At 42.1% G+C, this 12579-nt stretch carries 12 protein-coding genes and 4 tRNA genes; 3 read left to right on the top strand and 13 right to left on the bottom strand.

From position 1 onward, the window contains the following. Positions 1 to 111: 111 nt before the first annotated feature. The 12 genes from rplL to G457_RS0103210 form a co-directional block, all read right to left on the bottom strand. Positions 112 to 495 (bottom strand): 50S ribosomal protein L7/L12, encoded by a 384-nt coding sequence (gene rplL, locus G457_RS0103265; RefSeq protein ID WP_026945198.1) that lies wholly within the window; start codon positions 493 to 495, stop codon positions 112 to 114. Between the two features lie 43 nt (positions 496 to 538). Further along, positions 539 to 1078 (bottom strand): 50S ribosomal protein L10, encoded by a 540-nt coding sequence (gene rplJ, locus G457_RS0103260; protein ID WP_026945197.1) that lies wholly within the window; start codon positions 1076 to 1078, stop codon positions 539 to 541. A gap of 3 nt (positions 1079 to 1081) precedes the next feature. After that, positions 1082 to 1780 (bottom strand): 50S ribosomal protein L1, encoded by a 699-nt coding sequence (gene rplA / locus G457_RS0103255; protein ID WP_026945196.1) that lies wholly within the window; start codon positions 1778 to 1780, stop codon positions 1082 to 1084. Between the two features lie 10 nt (positions 1781 to 1790). Then, positions 1791 to 2234 carry a 50S ribosomal protein L11 gene (gene rplK, locus G457_RS0103250; protein WP_024284757.1) on the bottom strand — a complete coding sequence of 148 codons (444 nt, stop codon included), beginning with the start codon at positions 2232 to 2234 and terminating at the stop codon, positions 1791 to 1793. Positions 2235 to 2237: 3 nt separating this feature from the next. Continuing rightward, positions 2238 to 2795: a transcription termination/antitermination protein NusG gene (gene nusG / locus G457_RS0103245; RefSeq protein WP_026945195.1), complete on the bottom strand. Its 558-nt coding sequence runs from the start codon at positions 2793 to 2795 to the stop codon at positions 2238 to 2240. An 18-nt stretch (positions 2796 to 2813) separates the two neighbouring features. Then, positions 2814 to 3002: a preprotein translocase subunit SecE gene (secE, locus tag G457_RS0103240; protein ID WP_024284755.1), complete on the bottom strand. Its 189-nt coding sequence runs from the start codon at positions 3000 to 3002 to the stop codon at positions 2814 to 2816. A 17-nt stretch (positions 3003 to 3019) separates the two neighbouring features. Continuing rightward, positions 3020 to 3090 (bottom strand) — tRNA-Trp (locus G457_RS0103235). A 111-nt stretch (positions 3091 to 3201) separates the two neighbouring features. Next, on the bottom strand, positions 3202 to 4389 hold the full coding sequence (gene tuf / locus G457_RS0103230; protein WP_026945194.1) for an elongation factor Tu: 1188 nt from the start codon (positions 4387 to 4389) through the stop codon (positions 3202 to 3204). Positions 4390 to 4448: 59 nt separating this feature from the next. Then, positions 4449 to 4520: transfer RNA gene (locus G457_RS0103225), tRNA-Thr, on the bottom strand. A gap of 32 nt (positions 4521 to 4552) precedes the next feature. Beyond that, positions 4553 to 4625 (bottom strand) — tRNA-Gly (locus tag G457_RS0103220). Positions 4626 to 4700: 75 nt separating this feature from the next. Continuing rightward, a tRNA-Tyr gene (locus G457_RS0103215) sits at positions 4701 to 4783 on the bottom strand. Between the two features lie 143 nt (positions 4784 to 4926). Continuing rightward, complete coding sequence (locus G457_RS0103210) at positions 4927 to 7557, bottom strand: M1 family metallopeptidase (RefSeq protein ID WP_051260688.1); 2631 nt, start codon at positions 7555 to 7557, stop codon at positions 4927 to 4929. A gap of 64 nt (positions 7558 to 7621) precedes the next feature. Between G457_RS0103210 and G457_RS0103205 the strand changes: the two genes are divergently transcribed. The 3 genes from G457_RS0103205 to frr all read left to right on the top strand — a co-directional run bounded on the left by G457_RS0103205 (position 7622) and on the right by frr (position 9594). Continuing rightward, positions 7622 to 8116 (top strand): acetyl-CoA carboxylase biotin carboxyl carrier protein subunit, encoded by a 495-nt coding sequence (locus G457_RS0103205; RefSeq protein WP_026945192.1) that lies wholly within the window; start codon positions 7622 to 7624, stop codon positions 8114 to 8116. Between the two features lie 198 nt (positions 8117 to 8314). After that, complete coding sequence (gene pyrH / locus G457_RS0103195) at positions 8315 to 9025, top strand: UMP kinase (protein ID WP_024284751.1); 711 nt, start codon at positions 8315 to 8317, stop codon at positions 9023 to 9025. 8 nt (positions 9026 to 9033) lie between these two features. Beyond that, complete coding sequence (gene frr, locus G457_RS0103190; RefSeq protein ID WP_026945191.1) at positions 9034 to 9594, top strand: ribosome recycling factor; 561 nt, start codon at positions 9034 to 9036, stop codon at positions 9592 to 9594. A 264-nt stretch (positions 9595 to 9858) separates the two neighbouring features. Here frr and G457_RS0103180 read toward each other — a convergent pair whose 3' ends face one another. Beyond that, entirely contained in the window at positions 9859 to 12507 is a 2649-nt protein-coding gene (locus tag G457_RS0103180) for a DUF5686 and carboxypeptidase regulatory-like domain-containing protein (RefSeq protein ID WP_026945189.1), read from the bottom strand. Between the last annotated feature and the right edge of the window lie 72 nt (positions 12508 to 12579).

Here is a 12579-nt window from a genome sequence, read left to right as displayed (position 1 = left end):
TATCGCTTGGAATAATGCAATTTTTACCCTGTGCATAAACAGGAAAAGACCTGACTTATTTTAGTCAGGTCTTAGGGCAATACCTAAACCAAGGGTTCAGGTTTTGCCAAATTATTTGATCTCTACTTCAGCACCAGCTTCTTCAAGAGACTTCTTCAAAGCCTCAGCTTCGTCTTTAGCGATACCTTCTTTCAATGCTTTAGGAGCGGAGTCAACCAATTCCTTTGCATCTTTCAATCCAAGACCAGTCAATTCTTTCACAAGCTTAACTACTGCAAGCTTCTGACCACCGGCTGCCTTCAATACCACGTCAAAAGAAGTTTTCTCTTCTTCTGCAGCGCCACCATCAGCACCACTAGCAGCTGGTCCAGCTACTGCTACAGCTGCAGCTGCAGGCTCGATACCATACTGATCCTTAAGGATATCTGTCAATTCTTTAACCTCTTTTACAGTCAAGTTAACCAACTGATCTGCAAGTTGTGTTAGATCTGCCATTTTATTGTAAAGTTTAAATTTTCGTTGTTAAATGTGTGAATTTTTACTGCTCGCCTCTTTCTTCCAAAGCCTTCAAAACACCTCCTAGGTTGTTTTGACCACTCTGAAGTGCGGAGATCAAGTTCATAGCAGGAGATTGCAACAGACCCAAAAGGTCTCCAAGCAATTCTTGCTTAGATTTAAGGTTGGACAGCATTTCAAGATTTGCTTCACCTACGATTACATCTGAATCGATGGAAGCTCCTTTGAATACTGGTCTGGTTTCTTTTTTACCTAACTTCTTACGGAAGTCAAGTAAAACTTTCGCCGGTAAATTGCTGATCTCTTTGGAGAAAATAATACCAGAGAAACCTTTCAATGTATCATCCAACTGAGAGAAATCTGCATCGAGATTCTCCAATGCTTTTTTGATCAAGGTGTTTTTGTACACTTTGTACTCCACTCCTTTTTCAAAGCATGTACGTCGGAAAGCATTCACCTGTGCTACAGTAAACCCGGAAGCATCTGTAACATAGAAGAAAGGGTTTTCTCTGAATTTCTCGGTAAGACCGTCGATTATTTCTTTTTTCTCTTCTCTAGTCATGATTTAGATACCTTGAAAACTACCCTTGTCTAGTTTGATACCCGGAGACATCGTACTGGATAGATGAATACTTCTAAAATAAGTTCCCTTTGCGGAAGCTGGTTTCAGCTTGGAGATGGTTTGGATAAGTTCATTTACGTTCTCCTGAATTTTCTCAGGGGTAAAAGATACTTTTCCTACGCTTGCGTGAATAATTCCAAACTTATCTACCTTGAAATCAATCTTACCAGCCTTCACCTCTTTTACAGCTTTACCCACTTCTAAGGTTACTGTTCCTGCTTTAGGGTTTGGCATTAGGCCTCGAGGACCCAACACTCTACCTAGTCTACCTACTTTTGCCATTACGTTAGGCATAGTGATAATGACATCAATGTCAGTCCACCCACCTTCGATCTTAGCAATGTAGTCGTCCAATCCAACGTAGTCTGCGCCTGCTTCTTTCGCCTCTTCCTCTTTGTCCGGTGTACAAAGAACCAATACTTTGGTGTCTTTACCAGTACCATGAGGTAGAGCTACTACACCTCTGACCATTTGATCTGCTTTACGAGGATCTACACCAAGGCGTACATCCACATCCACAGATGCGTCAAATTTTGTGTTAGTAATCTCTTTTACGATCGTAGAAGCGGCCTCCAGGGAGTACACTTGGCTTGGGTCGTACTTAGAAAGAGCTTCTTTTTGCTTTTTTGTTAACTTAGCCATAGTTGTATAATTATTCTTCCCAAGGGGCTTTTCCAGATACTGTGATACCCATACTACGTGCAGTTCCTGCTACCATTCGCATGGCAGACTCCACTTTGAAAGCATTTAAGTCAGGCATTTTCACCTCCGCTATCTCCTTTACCTGATCCCAGGTAACAGATCCTACCTTCTTACGGTTAGGCTCTGCAGATCCTCCTTTGATTTTTGCTGCTTCCAAAAGCAGGTTTGCTGCTGGTGGAGTTTTTACAACAAAATCGAAAGACTTATCCGAGTAGATTGTAATCAATACAGGACACGTTTGACCCATTTTGTCTTGGGTACGTGCATTGAATTGCTTACAGAACTCCATGATGTTCAGACCCTTGGAACCAAGAGCTGGACCTACTGGAGGCGACGGGTTAGCCTGGCCACCTTTCACTTGCAGTTTTAAATAACCAGTGATTTCCTTAGCCATTGCTTAGTCTTGTTTTTCTACTTGTATAAAGTTTAATTCAACAGGAGTATTTCGTCCGAAGATCTTGACCATAACATTCAATTTCTTCTTGTCATCAAATATCTCCTCAATCGTCCCGGTAAATCCACTGAAGGGTCCATCCATTACTTTTACGGACTCTCCGACTATAAATGGTGTATCCAGCTTCTCGGCAAACTCGTCAATCTCCTCAACCTTTCCTAAGATGCGGTTGATTTCTGATTGGCGTAATGGTTCAGGGGTTTTGGAAGCTCCCCCCTGGCTTGATCCAAGAAACCCGATTACTCCCGGAATACTCGTTATTACGTGATTGGCCTCTCCATTCGATAGATCTGCGTTGACAAGCACATAGCCCGGAAAGAAGTTCTTCTCTCGGACTCGCTTTTTGCCATTTCGCATTTCATATACTTTCTCAGAAGGAATCAGAACATCTGGAATAAATTCATCCAACTTTTGCCTGACAATTTCATTGTCAAGGTAAGTCTTTGCTTTTTTTTCCTGTCCTGCTACTACTCTGAGTACGTACCACTTATGTTCGGCCATGCTGTAATTTCAATTCAATTAAAACAAATCATAAAACCATGTCATGATATTTTCGAATCCTAGATCCACTCCACCAATAAACAGTGCAAAGATCAGTGACGCTACCAATACCAATACGGCAGAATTCTGGAGAAATGAGTACTTCGGCCAGGTGACCTTGTTCTTCATTTCGTCGTAAGACTCGAGGACAAAGTTTTTTAAATTCATATTGATTCGCTTGCTAGCACGGGCAGAGAGATTCGAACTCCCATCAACGGTTTTGGAGACCGCTATTCTGCCATTGAACTATGCCCGTGTGTTTGATCGCTCTCCAAACGGGAACGCAAAATTAGATATAAGTGCCTTAAGAAACAAATGCGATCCCAAAAAACTTTAGGATCGCATTGTTAATTAAGTATAATATGTATTAGTCTAGGATTTCAGTAACCTGACCGGCTCCTACTGTACGACCACCTTCACGGATCGCAAATCGAAGACCTTTCTCCAAAGCAACTGCGTTAAGCAAGTTAACTTCGATCGTTACGTTGTCACCAGGCATTACCATTTCAACGTTTTCTGGAAGTTTGATCTCTCCAGTTACGTCAGTAGTTCTCAAGTAGAACTGTGGACGGTACTTGTTGAAGAATGGAGTGTGACGTCCACCTTCTTCTTTTGAAAGAACGTAAACCTCAGCCTTGAAGTGAGCGTGTGGAGTTACAGATCCTGGCTTACAGATAATCATACCACGCTTGATTTGCGCTTTTTCAATACCTCTAAGCAATAGACCTACGTTATCTCCAGCTTCACCTCTGTCCAAAATCTTACGGAACATCTCAACACCAGTAACAGTAGACTTCAATCCTTCTGCACCCATACCGATGATATCAACTGGATCACCAGAGTTGATTACACCTCTTTCGATACGTCCGGTAGCTACAGTACCACGACCTGTGATAGAGAATACGTCCTCTACAGGCATCAAGAAATCTTTGTCAGTCAAACGCTCTGGAAGTGGAATGTGGTTATCAACCGCATCCATCAATTCCATTACTGTATTAACCCACTTCTCTTCTCCGTTCAATGCTCCAAGAGCAGAACCTTGAATAACTGGAATATTATCACCGTCGAATTCGTAGAAAGAAAGCAATTCTCTAACTTCCATTTCTACTAGCTCAAGAAGTTCCTCATCGTCAACCATGTCAACTTTGTTAAGGAATACAACTAGAGCAGGTACACCTACCTGACGAGCCAAAAGGATGTGCTCACGAGTTTGTGGCATTGGTCCGTCTGTAGCTGCTACCACTAGGATAGCTCCGTCCATTTGAGCGGCACCTGTAACCATGTTTTTCACATAGTCAGCGTGACCTGGACAGTCTACGTGTGCATAGTGTCTGTTTGCTGTTTGATACTCTACGTGAGAGGTGTTGATAGTAATACCTCTTTCTTTTTCTTCTGGCGCGTTGTCGATAGAAGAGAAATCTCGTAGTTCGGAAAGACCCTGCTTAGCCAACACTGTAGTGATAGCTGCAGTCAATGTAGTTTTCCCATGGTCCACGTGTCCAATCGTACCGATATTTACGTGCGGCTTGGAACGGTCGAATGTTGCTTTTGCCATGCTTGAAAATCCTCAGTTTAAGTTTAAAGATATGTTTAGTTTAATTATAAGCCGTTAAGAGCCAACGACGGGATTTGAACCCGTGACCCCTTCCTTACCAAGGAAGTACTCTACCCCTGAGCTACGTCGGCTTTTACCCGATGCCCTCCTCAGAAAGGCATTGAGCGGGAGACGAGGCTCGAACCCGCGACCTGCAGCTTGGAAGGCTGCCGCTCTACCAACTGAGCTACTCCCGCTTTTAATCTTTAGAGAATACTTCCTCTACTTTTTTGCCCTGCAAAACTAGGAAAAAATTTTACAATTCGGCAATGTGGGGGAAACAGGATTCGAACCTGTGAAGACATAAGTCAACGGATTTACAGTCCGTCCCAGTTGGCCGCTTTGGTATTCCCCCTTGTCTGCTTTTCAGTAAATTATGACCGCTATTCGTCATAACGGATGGCAAAATTATAGGCTTTTCACAAAGTTTCAAAGCATACAAAATATTTTTCCGAATATTTTATTGAAATAAGTTTTAATTCGCTTAAAATCAATGATTTAATTTTCGTCTCCAAAGCTCTGAAGGAAGTACTGAAAGTAATTTTTGATCTGGGAGTTCGTCTCTTTCGATGCAATTTCCTGCAATTGCTTCACCAAGGTCTCATCATCAGCAAATCCCAATAGCCCTTGAAATGCTCCCAATCGGACAAAAACCTGTGGATTATTTTGCATCTGATCCAACAAATAGGCCTTGGCTTCCTCGGCCCCTTCTTCCGGATTGGAGACAAAATACTCACTGAAATAACCCAAAAAATAATATAAACCTTCGCCACTCAGCACGGAAAGCTTGGAACGAAACCAATCTCCCTTACCCTGAATATCCTCATTGAGATAGTATTCTGCGACAGGTACGAGCATCCGATAATTCGTTTCCGATTCAAATCGCTCGAACAAGTCAGGATCAAGCCGCTCGGAAGAAACATTATTCATTGCCATCAAGGCAGAACTGACAATCAAAAAAGATGAATCATTCACATATCGGCTGAGATCAGGATAGTATTTGTCCGCATTTAACGAACCTAATACATCGATGGCTCCCGCCCGAACGGAATTTTTTTCATCCTTATCGGCAATAGTATAAATAGATTCCTCCATTCCTTCTGATATCCATTCTGGGTTGCTCTGAAGAATATTCAGCGTCAACTCCCGAATACTCCAAAAGGGATCTTTCAGACCTTCTGCCAACAAAGGTTTCAACTTATCCTCCTCTACTCTACTCACCAAGCTGTCCAACGCTTCATATCTCGCGATTCCCAACTGAGATTCCTGAAACTGCCGTACGTAATGATCAGTTGAAAACTCCCCTTTCCGCTTTGTCAGTAAGTCTTTACCCTCATCGAAATAGGCTTGTGTCAGGGGAAATTCATTTTCAAGCGCAAACTGCTGAAAGCCTTTCTCCAAAATAAATCGCCTACTCTTCTGCTCTTCCCCTTCGTACCAACTGATCTCGAAAGGCAATTTATACAGAGGGGAAAGCGTAAGATCCTGTGTTTGCTCTACTGTGATCAAAAGATTCTCAGGAATGGAGTAATCAATGGAGACCTTGAGCTCAGGGTGTCCCTTATCTAGAAACCACTGGTTGAAAAACCAATTCAGGTCTTCTCCGCTGACCTTTTCAAATGCCAACCTTAAATCATGCACTTCCACGCTTTGGAACGCATGAGTAGTAAGATAAAGATTGAGTCCTCTGAAAAATAACTCATCGCCTAGGTAGTTCCGAAGCATATGTAGGATCACCCCTCCTTTGGAATAACTATGCGCATCAAACATATCCTCAGGATCGGAATAGTCAAAGCGAATCAAATCCACCTGCTTGGTTTCAGCTTCCTGAAAATAAGTTTCCATCTCGACGATCAGCTTTAATTTGGCTAGGTCATCTCCATATTTATGCTCGTTCCATAAATATTCACTGTAGTTTGCAAATGCTTCATTCAGGGTCAGATTAGCCCAAGACTCTGTAGTCACTAAGTCTCCAAACCATTGGTGAAATAATTCATGTGCAATGATGTAATCCCACTCTGAATCGATGGCTTCACGCTCTGTCAATCGTAATTCTTCCATAAAAATGGAAGCTGTGGTATTTTCCATCGCACCAGAGACAAAGTCCCGCACGACAATCTGATCATATTTGGGCCAAGGATATTTTACCTGAAGCAAATCTTCGAAATAGCGGATCATTTCAGGGGTATGCTTAAATACTCTCGCTGCCCCAGCTCCATATCCTTTTTCTACATAGTAATTGATTGGCAAGCCATCCAAGTCTCTCTTCACGACATCAAACTCCCCAATCGCGACCGCAGCAAGGTAAGGAGCATGAGGCAAATCCATTCTCCAGGTATCTTTGCGCATTCCATCTGCAAGTGATTTTTGGGCAATCAGCTCTCCATTGCTGACGGTTGTAAGATTATCTTTCACTGTCAAATGGATGGTCTGAGTAAAGCGCTCATTAGGTTTGTCGATAGTCGGAAACCATTTACTGTTGTATTCAGTCTCCCCTTGAGTCCAAATCATTGTAGGCTTGCCCGGAACGGTATCCAAAGGATCAATAAAGTACAAACCCTTGGTGTCGGTAATAGCCAAGTTGTCCGAGCCTGAATTTCGCTCTGGAAAAGCTGTATATTTTACCCGAATAGAAAATGTATCGCTTAGGCTAACAGGCTTGGGAAGGTAAATCATCAACTGCTTGTAGTCATAGCGATAATTGGTGGAAGTCTCCTCTCCTTCATGAGAAAAATAAATGGATCCAGGCTCAAAATCTTTTGCATCCAAAACCAATATAGACTGAGCTTTGGCATAGGGAGTGATGGTCAAAATAGCTTCACCCATGACAGCCTGCTGCTCATAATCAAAGCGTAAATCCAGTTCGGTATCCAAAATATCAAACTCTCTGGTAGCTGCGGCCCGGTAGTTTGCAATTGCCGCCTCTTTTTGCCTTAAAAGCTGCATTGCCTTCAGTGAATCATCTGAATTAGAGTTATCACTTTCTATTTGAGGAATAGGTTCTATGATGCTGACAACTTCTTTCGGAGGCAGATCCTGGGTAGATTTACAGGCAGTGGTATAGATCAATAGGCCTGAAATCACCCAAATCAGATTCTTTCCCAAAATATTCTTTGGCTTCGTGTGCATTTATTGGATATTTGACAAATTTCAGAAAACTCAAAATAAATCTTGAAGGCCTAAATTAGCAGGAATGTTTTCAGCAACCATCAATGACAAAACCTTTTCGGTTGAAAAAAACGAAAAGGGCATCACCGTGGCAGATAAAGCACTCGATTGGGATATCAAACCCATCGATGGAAGGAAGTTTCATCTGATTAAAAATCATCAGTCCTATGAAGCTGAATTGGTGAGTATTGACAAACAATCCAAAACACTTCATATCAGACTGAATAAAAAACTGGTCGAGGTATCTCTAAAAGATCGCTTTGATCTCTTGCTTGAAGAAATGGGCATGGAAGACGTAGCCGGTTCGGCTGTTCAGGATATCAAAGCACCGATGCCAGGACTGATTTTGGATTTGAAAGTAAAGGCTGGAGATGAAGTCAAGAAAGGCGACGTAGTATTGATTCTTGAGGCCATGAAAATGGAAAATATCATCAAGTCTCCCGGAGATGGCGTGGTATCAGAGGTAAAGGTAAACCTCAAACAAAGTGTGGAGAAAAACCAGGTTTTGATTACTTTCTAAAGCTTCCTGACGGGAAACTCAAAAAATACTAGCATTCTGAGGGATAGAAATTATATTTGTCCGGTGATTTTTGAAAACAGTCCAAAAAAATCAAACTCAGTGCCTGCTTGGTCAAGATAAAGGTTTAAGCAAAATGAGTTTGGAAAATCAAGCTTCATCAAGAAGAGGTGACATTTTAAAAACAAAGGGAAATAAAAAATGAAGTACAAAAGAATCCTCCTCAAACTCAGCGGAGAGGCCCTAATGGGTGACAAAAACTACGGGATTGACCCCAATAGGCTACAGCAATACACTGCTGAGATCAAAAAAGTAAAAGATATGGGTGTGGAAATCGCCATTGTCATTGGAGGAGGAAATATTTTTAGAGGGGTTCAGGCTGAAAAATCCGGAATTGACCGAGTACAAGGTGATTATATGGGAATGCTAGCCACCCTGATCAATGCGATGGCATTGCAAAGCGCCTTGGAGCAAGCCGGACTTTACACCCGCTTGATGTCTGGTATCAAGGTAGAAAGTGTGTGTGAACCCTTTATTAGAAGAAGAGCAATCCGACACCTGGAAAAAGGTAGAATCGTAATCTTTGGAGCTGGGATTGGTAACCCTTATTTCACAACAGACTCTACAGCCAGTCTTCGAGCTATCGAAATTGAGGCAGATGTAGTCTTGAAAGGCACCCGAGTAGACGGCGTATATACAGCAGATCCTGAAAAAGATAAATCAGCCACCAAATATCAAACCATCTCTTTTCACGAAGTGTATGAAAAAAACCTCAATGTCATGGACATGACGGCTTTTACACTTTGCCAAGAAAACAATCTGCCTATCATTGTATTTGACATGAATAAAGCCGGTAATCTCAGCAAACTCGTAGAAGGAGAGAAAGTCGGCACACTAATCACATCAATCTAAGCAATCTCATGGAAGAAATAGAACTGTATCTCGAGGAAGCAAAGGAACTCATGCAAAAAGCCGTGGATCATACGGCTGCAGAATTAGTCAAAATCCGTGCAGGAAAGGCCATGCCTAACCTACTCGATGGAGTCATGGTCCCCTACTACGGCACCCCTACTCCTATTAATCAAGTATCTTCTGTCACTACACCGGATGCTCGGACATTGTCTATTCGCCCTTTCGAAAAAAACCTAATCTCTGAGATCGAAAAGGCCATCATCAACTCTGACCTTGGCCTAGCTCCTCAAAACAACGGAGAGGTAGTCATTCTTACCATTCCTACACTTACTGAAGAGCGCAGACAAGCTTTGGTCAAGCAAGCCAAGCATGAGTGTGAAAACGGAAAAATATCCATCCGTACCGTACGTAAAGACACCAATGATTCGCTGAAAAAACTTCAAAAAGAAGGTGCTTCAGAAGATGAGGTGAAGCGTGCTGAAGACAAGGTTCAAAAATTCACCGATCAATATTCCGCTAAAATCGATGAACTTCTCGTGAAAAAAGAAGCGGATATCATGAAGGTCTAAAAACAAGAAAGCACATTAACTTTCAAAAGCCACTTTCGGAAAGAGAGTGGCTTTTTGGATTTTAAATGGGAAGAATCCGATCAATTAGGGAGGTATCTTGAAAAATCTCAGAACCCAAAATTCATGTATTTAGCTAAATTTATGAAGTTCACTTTAGATACAATCAAGCCCCCTAAGATTTTCAGCCAAACCTATCCCAATTCCAGCTTTCAGGTAATCAGCCCGGATAATTTTTATGAATTATCTGATCTGAGATAAATACCACTACTGTATCTGAATAAAGGTCGCCACACCAAATCTCACACCTCCACGCAGATAATTCCCATTTTCAAACCCTGCACCGATTTCCACTCTAAAAATTCTAAACAAATTATCCAAAGAATAGCCCACTTCTACGTAGTGAGGGGAGTTTTCGGTTTTAAGATAGTTCAAGAAAACATTTTCCTGCACTCCTGAAAATCGAAGCATCGGAAGCTGTGTCAAGAGAAACTTCCTAAACTGATAATGGAAAATTCCTGACAAATAAGAGCTTGAAGTGCTGTATTTGTAATAGTCCATAAATCGGAAATTGGAAGCAGGACCAAAGTTTGAAAAGATGGTACGATTGCCCCCGAAGTGCTTGAAGTCTGGAAAATAAACCCGATTGGAATTCAAGAAAGTCCCGGCACTCACATTGAAATCGAACTTCCCACTGATTCCAAAGGTGTAGTCATGCTCCACCCCGACACGAATGTGGTCAAAGTCTGCTGCAAAATCTTGCTGTCGGGTCAGTTGTGGAATAGCTTTGATGTAATCAAACCGAATCAATGGCGCTCGATCCGAAATAGGGTATTTTCGACCATTTCGGATACCGTATTTAATTCCAGGCCTCCATTCTACACCTAGCTGAAGCTTAGCAATCTGATGGTCTTGAAATGCCTCATTACCGGTCTCTACGTTTTCAGGTCGATTTGGGGTATAAATCCGCTCACCTCGATTATAAAAACTGTAATTCGAGTTATTGAAAAGCTGATTTCGCTGCGCATAGGTGAAATTCACCCGGTAGGTAAAGCCATAATCTACCCGATGAGCCCAAAATGCCCGACCAAAGCTTTGCTCATAGAGCTTCATGTAATTTTGTCTGAACAAGAGCGAATACAAGGCATTCACTTGCTCATTGATAGGCTCTCCTCCATTAAATTGATAAATAAAACGCCCCCCTTCAAGTCCGTAAGAGTAGCCCGAGGTGGGTTTGGTACCTGACCAGCGCAAGGTAGATTTTCCATAAAATCGCTTGCTACTGAAACCATATCTGAGTTCGGGTTCGATATTGAAACTCTTCCGAAAGACATTGACACTATCTGCCATCGGTATTTCTTTCGCTTTCCGATAGAAACCTGACACACCAACTTTCAGTCCCTCCACGGTATTGAAAGATATTTTGGTCCAATTTTGATTGAATCCTATGCTCCTACCTTTTCCAAAACTGTAAGTAGCCCCGTTAAGAAAGTCTAAGGGTCGATATTTCCTTCTTGCCTTTTTGGCTACTGAGTCTACCTCACTCATTTTGGCAGCTTCCACCACTGCCAGACTATCATCCCGCTCATAGCCTTGAATCTCCTTTGCTGTCAAAGGAACAGGCCGGATGCTATCCCAATAGCTCAAGTCCCGCTTTTTCGCAAGACTGTCCACTGTGTAATTCCGTTCGATAATCACCTCTTCTTCCCGTTGCTCTTGGAGCATTTCCTTTTCATACTCATTGAGAAGTTTTCGGTATTCCTTACGCGTCTTGGGAGTTTCACTGCTTAGCTTTTCTAGAAGCCCCAGATCTTCGGCTTCTTTTGCCATTGCATCTTGAGGCTTTTCCTCAATTTTTTCATCGATAATCTCAGGAGTTTGGACAAGGTCAGGATTCAGCACTACCTCATAATCACGGGTAGAAGCGAGGTAATTAAACTCACCGGCAAAGCCGAAAATCTTTCCTGAAAAGCGGTAGGTATGTGTAAAGGGCATCCAAACATTCTCAGCCACAGGGGCGTATTGTTGCTTGGCTTCGATTTGAAAACCCAAAAGCGAAGACTTAAGATCCAGACTATGAATGGCCCAAAGATCCTCGATAATGTAAATGTACCCGTCAAAAATCCGCTCGCCACGCGACCGAGGGATTACCCGGATTTTATTGACCATGACATCTTCATCAAAAAAACTTCCTTCATAGCGAAAGCGATAATACTGAAAGGCTGCTCGAGATAGTGGAGAGATGATTTCATTGATTTTTTCTTCGTAAAAACTCGTCTGAATGTACGGAGCGGGTGAAGTGTTTTGATTATCCCCATTGGTACGGATTGAGATGACCTCTTCTTCCAATTTGTCAGGTAATGAAAACCGGATCTTGGAAACCGACTCTGAAGTGTAGGCTTCATTCAGGTTCAGTCCATCTTTTTCAAGCGTTTTTTTAAGAAAAAAGGGAGCATCCGTCAATTGACCTGTTCCCTTCAGGTAGACAGTCATCTCATACGATTGGAGCTGCAGTCGATGGTACTTTGCCTTAGAGATGGCTTTCCTCATGATAGTCAAAGCGGGATCTTCAGCACCTGCCCGAACTTCTACCTGCTCAAGGGTGTAAATCTGAGGCTCCAATCTTACATCAAAATCTGTCCAAGCCCCTTCCTTGACAACCAAGGTCTCGATGCGTGATTTATATCCCAAAATTTGAAAATAGACATCGTAGATTCCCTCCGGTAATTTCATTTCATAATAACCTTCATCATTGGCAGGCACTCCATCTCCAAGGTTCCTAATGAAGACTGAAGCGTAAGGCAAAGGCTCTCCATCATTAGAAAAAACCCGACCACGAATTCCCTGAGAAAAAGAAGAAAATGAAATGAATAAAAATGACAATATTAAGAGTGAAAAAGCTGCAGGATTTTTCATATAAAGTAGAGTAATAGAAATAATTAAATAAAATTACGAGGAATAGATTTCCAGAGTTGTAAAATGCTCACC

Source organism: Algoriphagus marincola DSM 16067, assembly GCF_000429405.1.
Lineage (GTDB): Bacteria > Bacteroidota > Bacteroidia > Cytophagales > Cyclobacteriaceae > Algoriphagus > Algoriphagus marincola.
This window is presented reverse-complemented; position numbering and strand designations above follow the sequence as displayed.